Here is a 20,104-nt window from a genome sequence, read left to right as displayed (position 1 = left end):
AACAAATCCGGGAGTAACACCATGAGCCTGATGAAATCCTTTCTGGGCGCAGCAGCGACTTTGGCCATCACCGCTGGTCTGGCATCTGCCGAACCTGCCCTGATCTTTGATCTTGGTGGCAAGTTTGACAAATCGTTTAACGAAGCCGCTCATAACGGAGCGCAGCGTTGGGCAGAAGAGACCGGCGGCAAGTACCGTGAGATCGAACTGCAATCCGAAGCACAGCGTGAACAGGCCCTGCGTCGTTTTGCCGAAGCCGGCGCAAACCCCGTCATCACAATGGGCTTTGCGATGGCCGACCCACTGGCAACTGTTGCGCCGGATTACCCGGACACAAAATTTGTTGCCATTGACGTCAGCTGGCTGAGCGCCCCGAACATTCGCCAGATCGCCTTTGCCGAGCAGGAAGGCTCTTTCCTTGTAGGCATGATGGCAGCCAAAGCGTCAAAATCCGGAACTGTTGGCTTTATCGGCGGTATGGATATCCCGCTGATCCGCAAATTCGCCTGTGGCTACGCTCAGGGCGTCAAAGCCGCCAATCCGGACGCTACGGTTATCGCCAATATGACCGGCACAACTCCAGCTGCCTGGAATGACCCGGTGAAAGGCTCCGAACTGACAAAAGCGCAGATTTCCCAAGGCGCTGACGTCGTATTTGCCGCTGCTGGCGGTACCGGTGTTGGCGTTCTGCAAACTGCCGCAGACGAAGGCATCCTGTCGATCGGCGTGGACAGCAACCAGAACCACCTTCATCCGGGGAAGGTTCTGACCTCCATGCTGAAACGCGTTGATGTGGCGGTATATGACGCGATGAAAGCGGGCGAAGATCTGGAAACCGGCGTCTTTACCCTTGGTCTGGCCTCAGGCGGCGTAGGTTATGCGCTGGATGAAAACAACCAAAGCCTCGTGTCTGACGATATGAAAGCGCTGGTGGATGGTGCATCGGCCAAGATCGCATCGGGAGAGATGCCGGTGCATGATTATACCACCGACGAAAGCTGCCCCGCACTCAGCTTCTGATCCTGACCAAGACGGGGGGTCCCCGGTCCCGTTTTCCCGGAGGGCGACATATTCGCCCTCCGGGGTTGTCGTTATTTCACGATATGGCAACGGAACATTCCCCATCCGGCCGTTTGCGCCCCTGCGACCCCGGCTTGCCTCAAGCCCAAGACAAACAATAGGAGCCCCGATGACTGCACCGGCAATCGAGCTCAAAGGCATCTCTAAATCCTTTGGCCCCGTTCAGGCCAACAAGGACATCTCAATCCAGGTCCAGCCCGGCACAATCCACGGCATAATCGGCGAAAACGGCGCGGGAAAATCCACGCTGATGAGCATCCTTTATGGGTTTTACAAAGCCGACAAAGGAGAGGTCTGGATTAACGGCAAACACACTGAGATCCCCGACAGCCAGGCTGCAATTGCGGCGGGTATCGGCATGGTGTTCCAGCACTTCAAACTGGTGGAAAACTTTACCGTTCTGGAAAACATTATCCTTGGTGCCGAAGACGGCGACCTTTTGCGCCCCTCGCTGGCCAAGGCCCGAAAATCACTGCAAAATCTGGCCACAGAGTATGAGTTGAACGTCGACCCCGACGCGCGCATCGACGAAATCGGCGTCGGAATGCAACAACGGGTCGAAATCCTCAAGGCGCTCTATCGCCATGCCGACATCCTCATCTTGGACGAGCCCACAGGCGTTTTGACCCCGGCTGAGGCTGACCAGCTGTTCCGTATTCTTGACCGGCTGCGCAGCGAAGGCAAAACCATCATCCTGATCACCCACAAGCTGCGGGAGATCATGGAATATACCGACACCGTTTCCGTGATGCGACGGGGGAAGATGACCGCAACGGTTAAGACATCCGAGACCAGCCCCGAGCATCTGGCGGAACTGATGGTCGGCCGCAAGGTTTTGTTGCAGGTCGACAAACGGCCCGCCCAACCCGGCGCACCAATTCTGGAAATCGAGAACCTTCGCGTCTTTGATGACGCGGGCGTGGAGCGGGTCAAGGGGATCAATCTCTCCGTGCGCGCGGGCGAAATTCTCGGGATTGCTGGGGTGGCCGGAAATGGCCAGTCCGAGCTGCTGGAGGTGTTAGGCGGCATGCGAGCAGGACAGGGCGTGATCAAACTCCACGGTCAGCCTCTGCCACTGACGGGCCACGGGGCAGATGGGCGCGCACGGCGCGCCGCCCGAATTGGCCATGTACCCGAAGACCGCCAGCGCGAAGGTCTGATCATGGACTTTCACGCCTGGGAGAACGTGGCCTTTGGTTACCACCGCGCTCCGGAATTCCAAAAGGGCCTCCTGATGGACAACGCCGCCTTGCGCGCAGATACCGAAGCCAAGATGGAAAAATTCGACGTCCGCCCCCCAGACCCCTGGCTTGCCGCCAAAAGTTTCTCTGGTGGGAACCAGCAGAAAATTGTCGTCGCCCGCGAGATTGAGCGCAACCCGGACTTGCTTCTGGTCGGCCAGCCCACCCGCGGCGTGGACATCGGCGCGATCGAGTTCATCCACCAACAGATCGTCGCCCTGCGCGATCAGGGCAAAGCGGTGTTGCTGGTTTCGGTCGAACTCGAAGAAATCCTGTCGCTGGCAGATCGGGTTGCCGTAATGTTTGACGGTCATATTATGGGCGAACGCCCAGCAGCGGACACGAATGAAAGAGAGCTGGGCCTCCTGATGGCAGGCATGACAGCGGAGACTGCTTAATGGAAAAGATGCCAAAATGGGCGGATGTCGTCCTGATCCCTCTGATCAGCCTGTTGCTTGCTGCTGCGCTGTCTGCGCTGGTGATCCTCGCTATTGGTGAAAGCCCGGCCGAGGCCATCAACCTGATGATCGAGGGCGCGCTCGGCTCGACTTATGGCTGGGGGTACACGCTCTATTACGCCACCAACTTCCTGTTTACCGGGCTTGCAGTCTCGGTCGCGTATCATGCGGGGCTGTTTAACATCGGCGGCGAGGGTCAGGCTATGCTGGGCGGGCTTGGTGTTGCCTATGTCTGTCTCTTTATCCCCTGGCCCCATTGGACCATTGCGCTGCTGTTTGCCACCGTTGCCGCCGGTGTCTTTGGTGCGGCCTGGGCTGCGATCCCGGCCTATCTGCAGGCCAAACGCGGCAGCCATGTGGTCATCACCACCATTATGTTCAATTTCATCGCAGCCTCGCTTTTGAACTATATGCTGGTCAACGTATTGAAGCCTTCAGGCCAGATGGACCCCGCAACCGCGCGTTTTTCTGAAACCGTGCACCTTCCGTCCCTGCACGAGATCCTGTTGCCGTTGGGCATTAACTTCTCCAAATCCGCGCCCGCCAATGTCAGCCTGTTGGTGGCTCTCGCTGCCTGTGTTCTGGTCTGGCTGCTGATCTGGCGCACCTGGCTTGGCTATGAGCTCCGATCGTATGGTAAGTCCGAGACCGGCGCGCGCTATGCCGGCATGTCCCCGTTCAAGATCACCATGATTGCAATGCTGATCTCTGGCGGGCTGTGTGGCATGATGGCGATCAACAACGTCATGGGCGAGGCAGAGCGTCTGGTCCTGAACGCCACAGAAGGTGCAGGTTTCATTGGGATCGCCGTGGCGCTGATGGGGCGCAATCACCCGTTTGGCGTTTTTCTCGCGGCAATCCTGTTTGGATTTCTCTATCAGGGGGGCGCGGAACTGGCGCTTTGGACTTCAATCCCGCGTGAGCTTATCGTTGTTATTCAGGCCCTGGTGATCCTGTTTACCGGCGCGCTCGACAATATGGTCCGGATGCCGCTGGAAAAACTCTTTGTCGCTCTCCGGAAGGAGCAAGCCTGATGGAATTTCTGACACTCATTCAGATCCTCGACAGCTCTGTCCGCCTCGCCACCCCGCTATTGCTGGCCTGCCTGGCCGGCCTGTTTTCGGAACGCGCAGGCATCTTTGACATCGGCCTTGAGGGCAAGATGCTGATAGCAGCCTTCTTATCCGCAGCGATTGCAGCGACAACTGGCAACGCCTGGATCGGGCTGCTTGCGGGCATCTCAGCATCCCTCGTTCTGGCTGCCCTTCATGGCGTCGCCTCCATTACCTTCCGGGGCAACCAGCTGATCTCTGGCGTGGCGATCAACTTCCTTGCGGCAGGGCTAACGGTTTTGATTGCACAGGACTGGTTCCAGCAAGGCGGCCGCACCCCGTCCCTTCTGAGCGGCGGCCGCTTTGACCCTATCGAACTGCCCTTTGCCATCGGCCCGACCGAAGCCGAGGCAGCAGGCCGCCCGTTATCACAGCTTCTCGCCGAAGCAGGACCACTTCAACAAGCCTATTCCGAACTGATTTCGGGCCATTCAATTCTGGTCTACCTGTCGTTCCTTGCCGTGCCGCTTACCGCGTGGTTGCTGTTTGGCACCCGTTTCGGCCTGCGCCTGCGCGCTGTCGGGGAAAACCCAGCAGCCGTGGATACGGCCGGCGTCTCGGTTGTCGGCCTACGTTTTGCCGCTGTGGGCATCTGTGGCGTTCTATGTGGCATTGCCGGCGCATATCTTTCAACTGCGCTTCAGGCCGGCTTTGTCAAAGACATGTCTGCTGGACGTGGCTTCATCGCCCTTGCCGCCCTAATCTTTGCCAAATGGCGCCCCTGGCACGCATTGGGGGCCTGTCTGCTGTTCGGCCTGTTCCAAGCGCTCGAACTGCGCCCAGACGTATTGGAGGCGATTTTCCAAATCAAGATTCAGGCACAGTTTCTGGGCGCCCTGCCCTATATCATGACCGTGGTGATCCTTGCAGGGTTTGTCGGCAAAGCAATCCCGCCCAAGGCCGGCGGGATCCCATATGTAAAAGAGCGCTAGTCGTCCGCAACAAAAAGAGAGGGTAATGCCCTCTCTCTCCCAAAACAAAAGCCCGTGCTGCACAACAGCAAATTATGTTGATTTTGTCCTTCACAGAGGTCTAACAAAGGACATGAATATCTACCTCCCCATCGCGGAAATCTCGGTCAACGCTTTCACGTTGCTCGGTCTCGGCGGGCTTGTTGGAGTCCTTTCGGGAATGTTCGGTGTTGGCGGCGGTTTTCTTCTGACGCCTCTGCTGTTTTTTATCGGTGTCCCCCCCCCAGTGGCGGTTGCAACCGGTGCCAATCAGATTGTTGCTTCGTCAGTTTCTGGGGTGCTCGCACATCTGCGCAGGCGCACCGTGGATTTCAAAATGGGGATCATCCTACAGCTCGGAGGCCTGATGGGGGCGGCCTGCGGTATTGCGATCTTCAATTATCTGAAGTCCCTTGGTCAGGTCGATCTGTTTGTAACGCTTTGTTATGTGGTTTTCCTCGGCATTGTCGGCGGGCTGATGTTCATTGAAAGCGTCAATGCCTTGCGAAAATCCCGCCGCGGCGCTCCGCCCCAGCGTAAACAGCGCGGCTGGGTCCATTCTATGCCGTTCAAGACCCGTTTCCGCACATCGCAGCTCTATATCTCGGTGATCCCTCCAATCATGGTCGGATTTCTGGTCGGCATCCTGACTGCGGTCATGGGGGTCGGCGGCGGGTTTATTATGGTGCCCGCAATGATCTATGTGCTTGGGATCCCGACCAAGGTGGTCATTGGCACCTCGCTGTTTCAGATCATTACCGTGACCGGGGCTACAACGCTGATGCACGCGGTCACCAATCAGACCGTGGACATCGTTCTTGCCGTGCTTTTGCTGATCGGTGGCGTCATCGGTGCGCAATTTGGAACCCGGCTGGGTGCCTACCTCAAGGCCGAACAGCTGCGCATTCTTTTGGCACTCATAGTGCTTGCGGTCTGCGGCAAACTGGGGCTCGATCTCCTGCTGGAACCGTCTGAACTCTACTCCATCACCAATGTGCGCGAGGGTTAAGATGCGGCTCCTGCTCACTCTCATCAGCTGTCTGACCCTTGGTTTCGGAGCCGCCCATGCACAAAGTAAACCCAAGGAAGAGGTTGTGCTTGGCCTCAGCCAGAACCAGGTAGAAATTACCACGGACTTCGACGGATCAGAGATTTTGATCTTTGGCGCAGTCAAACGTGAACACGCTATTCCAGAAGGCGATCCCCTGCATGTGTTGGTCACCCTTTCCGGTCCCTCCGTCCCGGCGGTGGTAAGACGCAAAGGAAAACGGCTCGGGATCTGGACCAATGTGGATTCCGTCACCGTTGACCGCGCGCCTATTTTCTATGCGGTGGCCACCAGCGCGCCCTTCGAGGAAATCCTCAGACAATCCAATGATCGTCGCTACCGCGTGTCCATCGAACGGGCCATCTTGTCGATTGGGGCCAAAGTGGCCCATGAAGAGGCCGAAGATTACATTGAGGCTCTGGTGCGCATCCGCGAGACACAGGCCAAATATATGCTGCTCGAAGGGGCGGTCCAGGTGGATCAACAGACCCTTTTTCGCACCGACATCAAAATGCCGCCGGATCTGACAGAAGGCAAATATACCGCGCGCATTCTTCTGACACGCGGCGGAAAGGTCATCGCCGACCATGATAGCACGATCGAGGTGCAAAAAGTGGGCCTGGAGCGCTTCCTCTTCAACCTGTCGCGCGAACGGCCGCTGGCCTATGGCATCCTGGCGCTGGTGATTGCAATGGTTGCGGGTTGGGGAGCCTCAGCGCTCTTCACCCTTCTGCGCAACCGCTGATCGGTCAGCAGCCGGTCCTTTCAGGCGAAACCGCCTCTGGGCTGCGCCCCGCAGGCCAGAGGCCACGCCCAACAGCCCAAGCGCGCAGGCTTTGCCTGCACCGCGGGTTGGCGGGAGCCCTTGCTTGGCCGGATGTCACCCCCGTCCGACATAGGGCATTTTGGTTGCCATAACCGTCATGAACTGCACATTGGCCTCCAGCGGCAGCTCCGCCATATGCAGTACCGATTTCGCCGCATCCTCCACCGCGAAACTCTCCATCACTGGCGCATGCGGATCGGCCTCGGCCGCGCGGGCAATAAGATCTTCCACCATAGGCGTGCGCGCATTGCCGATATCAATCTGCCCGCACGCAATATTGAATGCCCGTCCATCCAGAGACAGGGATTTCGTAAGACCGGTGATGGCCGCTTTGGTGGTGGCATAAGGCGTCGACTGAGGGCGCGGGACATGGGCTGCGATAGAACCGTTGTTGATAATCCGCCCCCCTTTGGGATCCTGTCTACGCATCTGAGAAAACGCGGCCCTGGCTGCCAAGAACATGCCCGAGAGGTTTACATTGAGAGAACCATACCAATCATCCAGATCAATCTCATCAATCAGGCCGGACGCGGTGAAAATTCCTGCGTTGTTAAACAGCACGTCCAGCCGCCCGGTCTGGTCGATAAAACGGGCAAATGCCGCCTTCACTTCAGCTGACTGGGTCACATCCGCCGCCAGCACGATGGCACGGCGATGCCCCCTGGCGATTGCCTGCAACCGTTCTTCCCGCCGAGCCAACAGGCCGACCGTCCAGCCGGAGCGAAGAAACAACTCTGCCGTGGCCTGCCCTATCCCGGAGCTCGCCCCGGTGATCACAATCGTCCGGCTCATATTGCTTCTTCCTCCCCTTGTGCCTCCAGCTGCAACGCCACAGGCGCCACTTTCAGATCGTCAACCCTCAGCGTCTCGCTTGGCTTGGCGAGACGGTTACGCACCACCCAGATCAATCTTTCCTGTGCCCTCGTGATCGCCACATAGGCGAGCCGCTTCCACAACGGCTGACCAGCTTCAACCCGCCCCATCCGCGCTGCAGCATAAATGTCCGGTGCAAAGACCTGTGCCGTATCCCATTGGCTGCCCTGCGCCTTGTGGATCGTCACCGCCGCCCCATGCAGAAAAGTGGCCCCCATCCGCGCGGCAAAAGGAATAAAGGGCTCTTCTTCATCAGGTTTCTCAATCTTCACAATGGATGCCGCCGAAACCTGCGGATCTTCAGCCCCCATCACATGCAGCCGCGAAAACCCTGGCTTGCGTCCAGGCCCGAGATAGATCACCTGAGCGCCCTTGATCAGCCCGCGCGCTTCAAGGTCCAGACGTTTCTTGCGGTGCTTCATCGGCAGTTCGATCCCGTCACAGATCAGTGGCTCACCTGGCAGCAGCTCATCCTCGGGAGCGCCATAGACGGCGCGAAAAGCATTGATCAGACGGATCCGTGTGTTGTTGCGCCAGACCAACACAGGTGAGCGCGCCATCAGGTCGACCTCGACCCGCTGCCCCCAAACAACGCGTTCATCCCGACGTGCGGTGTCCTCAATCATCCGCTCGAATTCCTCGAACCCCAACTGTGGATCCGCCAGCGCATGGGCCAGATCCAGAATCGGGTTGTCCGCCTGCTGGCGGTGGATCCGGTTCAGGATCAGGCGGCGTTCCTCGGGCAGCCCTTCGAACACCATAGATCCGGACTGGTTGACAGGCGCCAGCTGCGCCGGATCTCCAAACAAGACCAGATTGGGAAAGATCTCCTTGAGGTCATCAAACTGGCGATCATCCAGCATCGAGGCCTCATCGACAAAACCGATATCCAACGGCTCCTCACGCCGTTTCCATCCGGTAATAAAGTCCGATCCCCGCAGCCCAGCAACAGCCAAAGCCCCGGGGATGGACTTGTTCTTCTCATAAAACGCCTGTGCGCGGGCCAGCGCCTCTTCGGTCAGCCCCTCGATCTCGGGCTGCTCGTCATGGCCGGCCAGCCACTCGGCGATCTTTTCATACTCGGGGTCGTAAACCGGCGTATACAGGATGCGGTGAATGGTGGTGGCAGGAACGCCCCGCAGACGCAGAACACTCGCCGCCTTGTTTGTGGGGGCCAGAATAGCCAGCGTACGACGATCGCTTTTCTTGCGACTTTCATAATCGCCCGAGACGACCTCAACCCCGGAATTTTCCAAGGCTTTATAAAGCTCTGCCAGCAAAAGAGTCTTGCCGGATCCAGCTTTGCCAATGACCGCATGTACCCCAGTTTCCCCCATCTGAGATTGCAAAAGACCATCGTCCAGGTCCACTCCGGCCTGGCGCAAAGCTTCGGTCACACTGTCAAAGGCCGTGGCCTGATCGTCGGAAAACTGTATGGGTGTCGTTGTCATGGCGCGACCCTACAGGTATGGTGCGGGCCGCACCAGACGCCAAGAAACAGTCACCGACTGAAAGTGTTGTTTTATTCAGCCGCGAACTGGGCCGGATTCACTGGAACCTGAGGTGTGACAGGCCCGAAGGAATGATCGAACCACATCTGCGAGGTCTCCATGGAAATTTCGGCACGCTCGGACACACGGGCATAGACCTCGGGCGTATACTCCCACAGCCCCAAGCAGATCTGTTCGCGCCCTTCGCCACGCCGCCCGATCACCTCAGGGCTGAAACCCAGCGTACGGTAGATCCGCACCATACGACGGTCAAAGACTCCGGCGAAATGCCCAATTCCGAAATTGCGCATCACCTCGATCCCTGCCAGCATTAATGCGCCTGCCACATTCCCCTTAACTTCACGCGACAGACAGAACCGAGTGCTTTCCCAGATCAGAGGGCTGACCAGCGGCACCCCTCCTGTGAGATCGAGAAAGAAGTCATTAACCATAACCGGGCCAGTGGTGGGCAAAAACCGCATGGAGCCCCCATGGCTGCCGTCCGGCTGCTCCCAGATGACATAAAGTGGATCCAGCTGATCGTATTGATCATGCTCTTCCCCATTGACGTCGACATTGACCTCCCACCCCAAACGCGTGTGGAACTGATCCGCACGATCCACGTGCATCGAACGTGCCAGTTTCGGAAAAAGATGAAGGTCATGACGGTAGATGTAACGAAGCATTGTTTGTCCCCTATTGCTTGAAACGGGAACAGTAGGCACCACCAGCGGCTGCGGCCAAAGACCTAAAATTAAAAGAAAGTCAGCTTCTCATCATATAACGATCAAACCGATGCTTGTGGCGCGTGCAATCGCGTGAGTTGTGTTCGCAGCACCCAACTTATATCGCGCACTTTCGATATATACCCGTAAAGTATGCTCAGATATGGATAAAGCCCGCGCAACTTGCGCCCGACTTTGCCCCTGGGCCAGCAATGTCAGCGCATCCACTTCGCGTGGCGACAGACTGATGTCCAAAAGATCCAATCGGCCGGGTTCAAATTCAAGTGCTTTGCGGTTGAAAAAATGTGCCAACAAAAGCAGCTGGCGGTTGTGGCTTGCAATAAATCGATCCCAGGTAGAATCATTGGCGTTACCGCTGACCGTAAAGACTGCAAACTGGCCGCCCGGGCCGCGGATCGGTATAGAATAACCCTGGTTCCCGACGCCGTGCACCAGCGCATCCTGCAAAAACGCGCGAACCTTGCGCGGTCTCCAATCCAGACGTCGCCAGTCCACCGGGTGAAAACTCTGGTAACATCCCGCCACAACAGGATCCACGCGAACGTATTCTTGATCCTGATATCGGTCCACCCAATTCTCGGGGTAAGTTCCAAAATGGTAATGATCGCCCAGACTGTCCACCCAGTGATACACCGCATGATCGACGTCCAGATATTGCGTCAGGCTTTCGACGATTTGTTGTAGTCCAGACAGGGTCGTCGTGGCGGCCAACGCGTCGAGAATTTGGTCCAAATCGTCCCGTTTCTCCATATTTTATTGAAGCGTTATCGCTAAACCGCGCCGTTCCAACCGGCTCTGCGCGTCTTCGCCTGCACCTTTTTCTTAGTCCCTGACATCACTAACGTTTTGCGTATTAACCTTTTTCGGTCAAAGGAAACATTTCTAAGTCCTTAAATTTGTTCTTATTCTCTATCAAAAAGTTCACATTATGAACAATATTTTTCTACGATCGGACAACACATTCAACTAATGCAAATATTCAAAAAGTGGAAAACACGCAAAAAGGGCCCCGCCGTTCCCCGGGATCGGGAAATGGCAGAGCCCTGACAGTCTTTGATCGATCTCGGGTTTACTTACCCGCGTCCAGTACGTCCTCGAGGGTACGCAACCCGGTCTTAGGGGACTGAACCAAAACCGACATGTTGCCCGGTTTGTGCTCGTTGCGCAGCATTTTCATATGTGCATCCGGCAACTCGGCCCAGGGGAAGACTTCGGACATGCAGGGATCCAGGCGGCGCTCCACCATGAGCTGGTTCGCGGCCGAGGCTTGCTTCAGATGGGCAAAGTGCGAGCCCTGCAGGCGCTTCTGGTGCATCCACATATAGCGCACGTCAAAAGTACAGTTGAACCCGGATGTCCCGGCACAGATCACAACCATGCCGCCTTTCTTACAGACCAGAGAGGAGACCGGAAAGGTCTTCTCGCCCGGATGTTCGAACACCATATCAACGTTCACACCCTTGCCGGTGATTTCCCAGATCGCCTTGCCGAACTTGCGTGCCTCTTTCAGCCAATCGTTGTATTCCGGCGTGTTCACCGTCGGCAGCTGGCCCCAGCAGTTAAAGTCGTTGCGGTTGATCACACCTTTGGCGCCCAGACCCATGACAAAGTCACGCTTGCTCTCGTCCGAGATCACGCCAATCGCATTGGCGCCCGCAGTATTGATCAACTGGATCGCATAGGACCCCAGACCTCCGGATGCGCCCCAAACCAGAACGTTCTGTCCAGGTTTCAGATCATGTGGTTCGTGGCCAAACAGCATCCGATAAGCGGTTGCCAAAGTCAGAGTATAACAGGCGCTCTCTTCCCAGGTCAGGTGCTTGGGTCGCGGCATCAACTGCTGGGCCTGAACCCGTGTGAACTGCGAGAAGGATCCATCCGGCGTTTCATAGCCCCAGATGCGCTGGCTGTCCGAGAACATCGGATCCCCGCCGTTACAATGCTCGTCGTCACCGTCATCCTGATTGCAGTGGATCACAACCTCGTCACCCACTTTCCAGCGCTTAACCTTGTCGCCGACGGCCCAAACGATACCAGCCGCGTCAGATCCCGCGATGTGATAGGGCTGCTTATGCACGTCGAACATGGAGATCGGCACACCGAGACCCGCCCAGACACCATTGTAGTTCACGCCAGCGGCCATCACCAGAACCAGCACTTCGTGGCTGTCGATCGCAGGGACCTCGACTACCTCTTGCAGCATCGCCTTGTTCGGCTCGCCCTGACGCTCGCGACGGATCGCCCAAGCGTACATTTGTTTCGGCACATATCCCATCGGAGGGATTTCGCCCATCTCATAGAGGTCTTTCTCTGGCGCATCATATTCCAGAGTCTGGTTTTCGTTATCCAAAGCCATCTTGGCCTCCTTCCCTCAAACAGTATTGCCGCATTGCAGAATCGCGGCCTTCCCTCATAGGGATAGAAATGGCAAAGTAATATTGCAACACCTTTGATGCTCATTTTGTAATTTTATGACTTTGTAAACGCGGAAATCCTTTGCACACGCAGCATTTCCATGCGCCCCCCAAGACTATGGTCGTATGCTAGTGGCACGCCCTTTCCTAGCAACTGTATTTCTCAAATGGCGTGATGAGACCATTTCTGGCCTGATTTGAGAAGCGCATTCACGATTGTGACGAGCTTTCTGGCGACGGCTGTGATGACGACTTTGTGCGGTTTTCCGGCTGCGCGAAGGCGGTCTGCGAAGACCTTCAGGATTGGATTGTGATGGCTTGCGACGAGAGCGGCCTGGAACATCACATGCCGCAGCAATCGTCGTCCTCCGCCAATGGCACGCTTTCCACGCATGCCTCCACTGTCGTTTGCGATTGGCGCAAGCCCGGTGAGCGCGGCGGCTTGTTCCCCGGTGATCTGGCCGAGTTCAGGCATTTCCGCGATTAACAACGTGCTGGCAACCGGACCGATGCCGGGTACGGAACGCAGGATGTCGGCGGCATTGTCGAGGCTTTGATAATTGGCGATGGTCTGTTCGATCTGAGCTTCGAGCCCGGCAGTCTGACGATCCAGCATGGTCTTGAGTTCACCATCCATGGCCTCAAAAAAGTCCGCCGATCCTAACTTTCTGTGCGCCTTAATCTGAGCCAGAAGCCGTTTTCGTGTTTCAACGGGTTGCCCGCGCTTGGATGTCAACGCTCTGAGAAGACGTATCTTTTCATGTGGGAGGGCGCGCCCAGCATCAGGGCGAAACGCCATGAAACGCGCGATCAATTCCGCGTCGATCCGATCCGTCTTGGCCCGCGTGCCGCGACTGGCCGCGAAGGCTTTGATTTGCGCTGGCGGCAATTGTCGCGTTGTGATTGCTGCCGCATCGAGGGCAGACCACAAGCGCCATTCTTGACCACCGGTCGCCTCAAAGCACACAAGCGCTTTGTGTGAAGCCGCCAATTCGACAATCTGCGCGTGGCCGTCTTCAGTGTTGGGCAGGCGCTGTCGTTGCCCACCTGGCAGACAATGAATGTCCAGCCAATCGCGGCTGACATCTATGCCAACGATTGCAGCCTGTGTTACCGTATCCATGTTCTCGTCCTTCTGCTTAGCAGTCCTGACCGGCTACTTTCAACTGTTCGAGATGATGAAGAGAGACGGTGCTGGCTCGCTAGCAAACGTGGTCAGGCCACAAGGCTCAGACGCCATACATCGCCCCATCACCGATCTTCGCCAAGCCCGGTGATGGGGTAACAATAACTGATCAGAGATACAGAAGGGTCAGGACTCATAGCCAATAGATGACGAGTGCGGCGAGTGCGATGGCGGATAGGAATACCTTCGGGCACCTGTCGTATCGGGTTGCCACGCGTCGCCAATCTTTGAGCCGACCAAACATGATCTCGATCCGGTTGCGTCGTTTGTATCGACGTTTGTCGTACTTCACCGCTTTCTTCCGCTGTTTCCGGCCTGGGATGCAGGCGCGTATCCCTGTGTCTTTTAATGCTTCTCTGAACCAATCAGCATCATAGCCGCGATCGCCAAGCAGCCATTCGACCCGTGGCAAACTGCCCACCAAAGCGCGTGCACCGATGTAATCGCTGACTTGTCCTGCGGTCACGAACAGGTTCAACGGGCGTCCTTGACTGTCACAGATGGCATGCAGTTTCGTGTTCATGCCGCCCGGCGGAAATCAATGGGTCCTGACCCTAACTTTGCACAAAGACACAAAGAAACACCTCCTGGTTTCCAGCCGAGCCATTTGCCGAGATGGTTTTGACGTCACGAAACTGAGCCGTCACTTTTATGAGTTTGCACGCCGCTTTTCCCAAATTGGATTTACGTCTCAGCGCGCGTCAAATTCATGCAATTATTTTAATGTATCTTTTCAGCTTTACACACCGCTTCTTCCGCAACGTCAGGAAACAACTCTTTCAGCGTTTCTCATTATTGAGCTCGCCTTTTTTTTGACACATTTCATATATCTACGCGCTCTCACTTACCTATCATTTGCGAATTGGTAATCAGGCATACTTTCATCCGACACACGATGAACTTTCCGCCCCTCGCACTTTCGAAGTTGCCTCCCCCCTGAAAAACCGCCTGCCTAACAGCAATAGCGTTTGCGTGATCGGGCGATGATCCACGACCAAAGATGGACCGGCGTGCCGCAATGCAGCGAATTGACAAAGGTGTTTAATTGCTATCTACATCAATACAACGAAACAAAATTACCCACGGATATCCACGAGGTTCGCCATGTCGCAGACGCAGAACGAGACCAAGCCTGACCGCCCCTGGCTGATCCGCACTTATGCCGGACACTCCACAGCCACCAAGTCAAACGCGCTGTACCGCTCTAACCTGGCCAAAGGGCAAACGGGCCTCTCGGTGGCCTTCGACCTGCCCACTCAGACGGGTTATGACAGTGACCATATTCTGTCGCGCGGCGAAGTGGGCAAAGTGGGTGTGCCTGTCTGTCACCTGGGCGATATGCGGACCCTGTTTGACCAGATCCCGCTGGAACAGATGAACACCTCCATGACTATCAACGCGACCGCACCCTGGCTGTTGTCGCTTTATGTAGCGGTGGCCGAAGAACAAGGCGCTGACATTTCGAAACTGCAAGGCACTGTCCAGAACGACCTGATCAAGGAATACCTGAGCCGCGGCACCTATATCTGCCCGCCCAAACCCAGCTTGAAAATGATCGGTGACGTTGCTGAATACTGCTATCGTCATATTCCTAAATGGAACCCGATGAACGTCTGCTCCTATCACTTGCAGGAAGCCGGAGCGACGCCGGAACAAGAGCTTGCCTTTGCACTCGCCACCGCGCAGGCGGTCCTGGATGAGTTGAAACCCCGTGTTGCTGCCGAAGATTTCCCGGCGCTTGTGGGCCGCATCTCTTTCTTTGTAAACGCAGGCATCCGCTTCGTGACCGAGATGTGCAAAATGCGCGCTTTTGTCGACCTGTGGGACGAGATCTGCCAGCAACGCTATGGGGTTGAAAACCCGAAATTCCGACGGTTCCGGTATGGCGTACAGGTGAACTCTCTGGGTCTGACCGAGCAGCAACCGGAGAACAACGTATACCGAATTCTTATTGAAATGCTTGCAGTTACGCTGTCCAAGAAGGCGCGCGCGCGCGCAGTACAGTTGCCTGCCTGGAACGAAGCCCTGGGCCTGCCACGCCCTTGGGATCAGCAATGGTCCATGCGCATGCAGCAGATCATGGCCTATGAAACTGACCTTCTTGAATATGGCGACCTTTTTGACGGCAACCCGGTGGTGGATGCCAAGGTTGAGGCGCTGAAAGAAGGCGCGCGGGCCGAATTGGCAAACCTAGGCTCGATGGGGGGAGCAATTGAATCCATCGAATATATGAAATCCCGCCTGGTGGAATCAAACGCCGACCGCCTGAACCGCATTGAACGCGGCGAAACTATTGTGGTTGGTGTCAACAAATGGACCGAAGGTGAGCCTTCGCCACTACAAACCGAAGACGGTGGCATTATGGTTGTCGATCCTGCCGTTGAGGAAGAGCAGATCACCCGCCTCAACGCTTGGCGTGCAGAACGCGACGAAGCCGCTGTGACCAAAGCGCTGAAAGACCTGCGCGAAGCGGCGCAAAACGGCAATAATATTATGGAGCCCTCGATTGCAGCCGCCAAAGCGGGCGTCACCACCGGCGAATGGGCCGAAGAAATGCGCCGCGTTCACGGCATCTATCGCGGCCCGACTGGCGTGTCGGCAAGCGTTTCCAATAAAACCGAAAACCTTGAGGACTTGCGCGATCTGGTGAACGCAGCCAGCGACAAACTGGGCCGCCGCCTGAAATTTGTTATCGGCAAGCCCGGCCTTGATGGCCATTCAAATGGTGCGGAACAAATCGCATACCGGGCACGTGACTGTGGCATGGATATTACCTATGACGGTATTCGCCTGACCCCGGCGGAATTGGTCCAATCCGCACAGGATGACAAAGCCCATGTATTAGGTCTGTCGATTCTGTCCGGCAGCCATCTGCCCTTGGTGGAAGAAACACTAAAACGCCTGCGCGAAGCCGGGATGGAAAACCTCCCGGTGATTGTCGGCGGCATTATTCCCGATGAAGACGCGGCGAAACTGAAGGAAATGGGGGTTTCCCGAGTTTTCACTCCAAAGGATTTTGAGCTCAATACAATGATGAGCGACATTACCAGCCTCGCTATTTCTGGGGAGTTGGAGACTTAATTCATCAAAAAAAAGCAAAAAATCGCCAAATTAGTAGCTGTAATCATGTTCCGTTTTATTTCATAAAGCGGAGCACGCCATATATTAAGGCGGAACTAATTTGGAGAAGACCAATGACAATCGATCTTTCGACCATGTCCAGAATGGAACTCGTTGAATTACGGGCCAATCTGGACGAGGCGATCAAACACGCGGAAGAGCGTGAGCGGAGCGAAGCCCTGCGCGCTGCCGAAGAAGCAGCAGCTAAATTCGGTTTCTCGCTTGAAGAGATCGCAGCGACGGCGCGTACCAGCGCTAAAAAAGGAAAAGCCGCAGCCAAGTATCGTAACCCCCAAAATCCAGACGAAACCTGGAGCGGGCGTGGACGGAAACCCCATTGGGTCCATGCTGCATTGACGGCTGGCGTTGATATCTCGGAATTGGAAATCTAATCCCGTTTGCCGAGGTGACTCAATGACCATTCATATCGGAGCCGCCCCAGGCGACATTGCCGAAACGGTATTGATGCCCGGTGACCCTTACCGCGCAAAATGGGCGGCAGAAACGTTTCTGGACGACGCGCAACTGGTAAACGAAGTGCGCGGGATGCTGGGTTATACCGGCACGTGGAATGGCCACCCGGTGACGATCCAGGGCAGCGGCATGGGAATGCCCTCTCTTTCGATCTACGCCAACGAGTTATTGCGCAATTTTGGGGCCAAAACCCTGATCCGCATAGGGTCCTGCGGAGGCATGCAGCCACAGGTCAATATTCGCGATGTCATTATTGCGATGAGCGCTACCACCGTGGGCTCCCCCTCTGACAGCATCTTTCGCGAGGTGAACTTTGCCCCCTGTGCCGATTGGTCCCTGCTTCAGGCAGCAGTTCAGGCTGCGCAGGGTCTGGATGTCGGCGTCCACGTGGGCGGGATCTATTCGTCTGATACCTTCTATGACGAGCGCCCCGACCTGAACGAACAGATGGTGCGCCACGGCGTATTAGGTGTCGAAATGGAAGCGGCTGAACTCTACACACTCGCGGCCCGCCACAAGGCTCGCGCTTTGGCTGTACTGACCGTGTCTGACCACCTGCAGACCGGCGACGCACTGCCAGCAGACCAGCGCGAACGCAGCTTTGGCGACATGGTCGATATTGCGCTCAAGGCGGCTTTTGCCTGAAGACATACCCCCAAGGCGGGCACCACTCGCACCGCCTTGGGATCAACCGTCAGGTTCCTGGCTTATCGCCCGTGACTACGGTCATATTCGTTTCTGGCCGGAGCAGCCCACCCTTCCAGCGCTGCATCTGCCGGTTTGAACACCTCTACCAGCATTGGATAGCAGGCTGCCGTATCGCTTGTGTGTTCCGAAGAGCAATCGCCCCCAGGACACGCGCTCAGCGCGCCCACCAGGTCAATCTCGGCAAAAAATTCCAGGTAATCGCCCGGCCGCACTGGACTCGCCTTCATGAAATACTGGCCGGTATCGCGGGTAAAGCCCGTGCACATGAACACGTTCAACACGTCGTGCACATGCGGTTCCGCTTCCTCCAGCGGGATGCCCAGATGATCCGCCAAGGCCCGTGTCAGGTTGGAATGGCAGCAGTGATGGTACTGAACGTCCGACAATAGCTTGCCGGTATAGGGATCACAGCGCGTGCCGATCACGTCGTGGACCGAGCCGCCAAATTCATCAATCCCATACCAGCCCAGCGTATCGGCAGTGATTGTTGCCATCGGACGCAAATGCGGAAAGCTGCTCCACATGCGCTCCCCAGTGGTCAGATGCGTGCCATGCAGCGCGCGGGTCTTTCCGGAATAAAACCGCTCTGACAGATCATTGGCATTCCACAGGTTCAGATCCCCCACCTGCGGGCCCTCTATGCTGGTGATGCGAAAAAAACACCCTTCCGGCACCGTGAAACAAACCGCATCCCGTGGTTCAACGCGTACCTCATCAACCTTTTTGGCGGACTGACGCGCCGCATGATACAGTTCCATCGGAACTTTGGGCAGCGTCTCATTGGGATAGCAGATTACAGGCGCTACAGCCCGGCGCGCGGCGGCATCATCCGGTTGTGAAGTCACTGTGTCATTGGTCATAATTCATTCCCTGTTTTCCCCAAGAAAGACCGGGAAAATTGAGGAATGCAAGCCTCCTGAAGCAATAGCCTAGGAAGCACCGCGCCGGTTGGCACACCAATTGGGCGCGCCAGCCTCGGTCGTTTCCGCCCCGCAATAGGCACAGCGCCAGCCGCCTACAACGGCAGATTTACGCCAGCGGCAGTTGCGGGTCAGCGTGGTGGTCTTGCGCTTCCAAAACAGATAGCCAAACACACCCAGAAACAAAAGAAGGAGAAGAACGGGCATTCTGCCCACTTACACCAGGGAAATGCCCCATATCAATGGCGGGGCCTTATCCCAAACGAATATGTAAAACCGAACGCGCGAAATTAGGCCGCTTCGGAGTAATACTCAACGTAGCCGTCTTTTTGTGCGGCTTCTTCTTTGGTCGGCAGCGCTTCCGGCATGTAATATCCCCAAGCTTCCGCCAAGATGTCCAGCGCAGCTTGCGCGTCTTTTTTCTCAACAAATTGAACAGCTTCAGACATTTCATCTTCCCTTTCAAAGGACTCAAGCTCCCATGGGGTTCAATAAAAGCCTTTTACGCTTCTGTTACATCAGACGATTTTGCAGTCTCGCTATGCGCTCGCTGCAACGCAGCACCAATGGAGTGCATCCCATGGCGCGAGAAACAGGCCTGCCGACGCCTCGCACAAGCAGACCTGAGACGGCGCGTTGTCAGATGTTAGAATTTGCCGTTTTCATGGGCAAATTCATCTGGAATGGCTGAAACCACGTCCCAATGTTCAACAATCTTACCCGCGTCCACCCGGAACAAATCAAAAAACGCGGTGGGCTGGTCACCGAACATGCCCTCGGCGGCTGTAAAGACAAAATTGCCCTCGGCCACTACCAGATGCACCTGATTATACTTCACCTGAAGCCCCTGCTCGGCAAAGGCGGCGAAGGCTGCCCCCAGCCCCTCCAGCCCATCGGCCACATGAGGGTTATGCTGATGGTAGGTCTCGGTTGAGATGTAATCCGTAATCGTCTCTGGCGCGTTACCCAAAAGTACCGCGTCCACAAAGCCTTCGACCAGCGCCTTGTTTTCAGCGGTCTTCTCCAGATCGACGATCTCTGTGGGGCCATCAACCATGGTCCGGCCCGAAGCGGTTTCCGACGCGGGGACATAGGGCTGCACATTGTCCCAATGTTCTGCCACTTTGCCGTCCTCAACCCGGAACACGTCAAAGGCTACCAGCTTATCAGCGCCAAAGGCCTGCGCGTTTTCATAAGTGGCGTGCAGCACCACCAGATTGCCTTCGGCCAGCACCCGATGCGGCACGGCCTTCAACCCCATCTCCTTCAGCGCGGGCACAAAGCCCAAAATTGCCTCTGCGCCGGTGGGAACGCCTGGATTGTGCTGGATGTAATCAGGTGCCAGCAGGTCCCGTGCAGCATCCACATCATAATTTCCAAACAGCGCTGTCACCGCCGCCAATACGATTTCCTTCACAGCCATTTCACTCTCCTGTCCTGTGTCTGGTCACGTGATGG

Annotated in this window: 19 protein-coding genes and 1 pseudogene; 9 read left to right on the top strand and 11 right to left on the bottom strand. The window is 56.4% G+C overall.

The window, feature by feature from the left end:
- Positions 1 to 21: 21 nt before the first annotated feature.
- From ACXAEW_RS10060 to ACXAEW_RS10035, 6 genes are all read left to right on the top strand, one after another.
- Complete coding sequence (locus tag ACXAEW_RS10060; protein WP_474941189.1) at positions 22 to 1,020, top strand: BMP family lipoprotein; 999 nt, start codon at positions 22 to 24, stop codon at positions 1,018 to 1,020.
- A gap of 169 nt (positions 1,021 to 1,189) precedes the next feature.
- The gene (locus ACXAEW_RS10055; protein WP_474941188.1) at positions 1,190 to 2,719 is read left to right on the top strand and encodes an ABC transporter ATP-binding protein; all 1,530 of its coding nucleotides are present in this window, start codon (positions 1,190 to 1,192) and stop codon (positions 2,717 to 2,719) included.
- The gene (locus ACXAEW_RS10050; protein ID WP_474941187.1) at positions 2,719 to 3,813 is read left to right on the top strand and encodes an ABC transporter permease; all 1,095 of its coding nucleotides are present in this window, start codon (positions 2,719 to 2,721) and stop codon (positions 3,811 to 3,813) included. The genes ACXAEW_RS10055 and ACXAEW_RS10050 overlap by 1 nt, the downstream gene beginning before the upstream one ends.
- The gene (locus ACXAEW_RS10045) at positions 3,813 to 4,823 is read left to right on the top strand and encodes an ABC transporter permease (protein WP_474941186.1); all 1,011 of its coding nucleotides are present in this window, start codon (positions 3,813 to 3,815) and stop codon (positions 4,821 to 4,823) included. Before ACXAEW_RS10050 ends, ACXAEW_RS10045 begins: the two co-directional genes overlap by 1 nt.
- Positions 4,824 to 4,935: 112 nt before the next feature.
- A complete protein-coding gene (locus ACXAEW_RS10040) occupies positions 4,936 to 5,850 on the top strand; it encodes a sulfite exporter TauE/SafE family protein (RefSeq protein WP_474941185.1) in 915 nt (304 codons plus the stop codon).
- Position 5,851: 1 nt separating this feature from the next.
- Complete coding sequence (locus tag ACXAEW_RS10035) at positions 5,852 to 6,634, top strand: TIGR02186 family protein (protein ID WP_474941184.1); 783 nt, start codon at positions 5,852 to 5,854, stop codon at positions 6,632 to 6,634.
- 135 nt (positions 6,635 to 6,769) lie between these two features.
- Here ACXAEW_RS10035 and ACXAEW_RS10030 read toward each other — a convergent pair whose 3' ends face one another.
- From ACXAEW_RS10030 to ACXAEW_RS10000, 7 genes and pseudogenes are all read right to left on the bottom strand, one after another.
- On the bottom strand, positions 6,770 to 7,507 hold the full coding sequence (locus ACXAEW_RS10030; RefSeq protein WP_474941183.1) for an SDR family oxidoreductase: 738 nt from the start codon (positions 7,505 to 7,507) through the stop codon (positions 6,770 to 6,772).
- Positions 7,504 to 9,039: an ATP-dependent DNA helicase gene (locus tag ACXAEW_RS10025; protein WP_474941182.1), complete on the bottom strand. Its 1,536-nt coding sequence runs from the start codon at positions 9,037 to 9,039 to the stop codon at positions 7,504 to 7,506. The genes ACXAEW_RS10030 and ACXAEW_RS10025 overlap by 4 nt, the downstream gene beginning before the upstream one ends.
- Before the next feature lie 71 nt (positions 9,040 to 9,110).
- A complete protein-coding gene (locus tag ACXAEW_RS10020; RefSeq protein WP_474941181.1) occupies positions 9,111 to 9,764 on the bottom strand; it encodes an acyl-homoserine-lactone synthase in 654 nt (217 codons plus the stop codon).
- Positions 9,765 to 9,854: 90 nt separating this feature from the next.
- On the bottom strand, positions 9,855 to 10,574 hold the full coding sequence (locus ACXAEW_RS10015) for a helix-turn-helix transcriptional regulator (protein WP_474941180.1): 720 nt from the start codon (positions 10,572 to 10,574) through the stop codon (positions 9,855 to 9,857).
- Positions 10,575 to 10,893: 319 nt separating this feature from the next.
- The gene (ccrA, locus tag ACXAEW_RS10010) at positions 10,894 to 12,180 is read right to left on the bottom strand and encodes a crotonyl-CoA carboxylase/reductase (RefSeq protein ID WP_474941179.1); all 1,287 of its coding nucleotides are present in this window, start codon (positions 12,178 to 12,180) and stop codon (positions 10,894 to 10,896) included.
- Between the two features lie 221 nt (positions 12,181 to 12,401).
- The gene (locus ACXAEW_RS10005) at positions 12,402 to 13,361 is read right to left on the bottom strand and encodes an IS110 family RNA-guided transposase (RefSeq protein WP_474940513.1); all 960 of its coding nucleotides are present in this window, start codon (positions 13,359 to 13,361) and stop codon (positions 12,402 to 12,404) included.
- A gap of 196 nt (positions 13,362 to 13,557) precedes the next feature.
- A pseudogene (locus tag ACXAEW_RS10000) lies at positions 13,558 to 13,953 on the bottom strand (IS5 family transposase); the annotation flags it as partial.
- Between the two features lie 575 nt (positions 13,954 to 14,528).
- Between ACXAEW_RS10000 and ACXAEW_RS09995 the strand changes: the two are divergent.
- From ACXAEW_RS09995 to deoD, 3 genes are all read left to right on the top strand, one after another.
- Positions 14,529 to 16,505, top strand: a complete 1,977-nt coding sequence (locus ACXAEW_RS09995; RefSeq protein WP_474941178.1) for a methylmalonyl-CoA mutase family protein — start codon at positions 14,529 to 14,531, stop codon at positions 16,503 to 16,505.
- Between the two features lie 113 nt (positions 16,506 to 16,618).
- Entirely contained in the window at positions 16,619 to 16,936 is a 318-nt protein-coding gene (locus tag ACXAEW_RS09990; RefSeq protein WP_474941177.1) for an H-NS histone family protein, read from the top strand.
- 22 nt (positions 16,937 to 16,958) lie between these two features.
- Positions 16,959 to 17,663, top strand: a complete 705-nt coding sequence (gene deoD / locus ACXAEW_RS09985) for a purine-nucleoside phosphorylase (RefSeq protein ID WP_474941176.1) — start codon at positions 16,959 to 16,961, stop codon at positions 17,661 to 17,663.
- 62 nt (positions 17,664 to 17,725) lie between these two features.
- Here the strand turns inward: deoD and ACXAEW_RS09980 are convergent, their stop codons facing one another.
- The 4 genes from ACXAEW_RS09980 to ACXAEW_RS09965 all read right to left on the bottom strand — a co-directional run bounded on the left by ACXAEW_RS09980 (position 17,726) and on the right by ACXAEW_RS09965 (position 20,069).
- On the bottom strand, positions 17,726 to 18,586 hold the full coding sequence (locus tag ACXAEW_RS09980; protein WP_474941175.1) for an urea carboxylase-associated family protein: 861 nt from the start codon (positions 18,584 to 18,586) through the stop codon (positions 17,726 to 17,728).
- A 69-nt stretch (positions 18,587 to 18,655) separates the two neighbouring features.
- The gene (locus ACXAEW_RS09975; protein WP_474941174.1) at positions 18,656 to 18,853 is read right to left on the bottom strand and encodes a hypothetical protein; all 198 of its coding nucleotides are present in this window, start codon (positions 18,851 to 18,853) and stop codon (positions 18,656 to 18,658) included.
- Between the two features lie 83 nt (positions 18,854 to 18,936).
- Positions 18,937 to 19,095, bottom strand: coding sequence for a hypothetical protein (locus ACXAEW_RS09970; RefSeq protein ID WP_474941173.1), 159 nt, complete (start codon positions 19,093 to 19,095; stop codon positions 18,937 to 18,939).
- A gap of 197 nt (positions 19,096 to 19,292) precedes the next feature.
- On the bottom strand, positions 19,293 to 20,069 hold the full coding sequence (locus ACXAEW_RS09965) for a nuclear transport factor 2 family protein (protein ID WP_474941172.1): 777 nt from the start codon (positions 20,067 to 20,069) through the stop codon (positions 19,293 to 19,295).
- Between the last annotated feature and the right edge of the window lie 35 nt (positions 20,070 to 20,104).

The organism is Epibacterium sp. ABZ3_068 (assembly GCF_056159265.1).
Note: the sequence above shows the minus strand (reverse complement) of the source record. Positions and strands in the feature narration are given on the sequence as shown.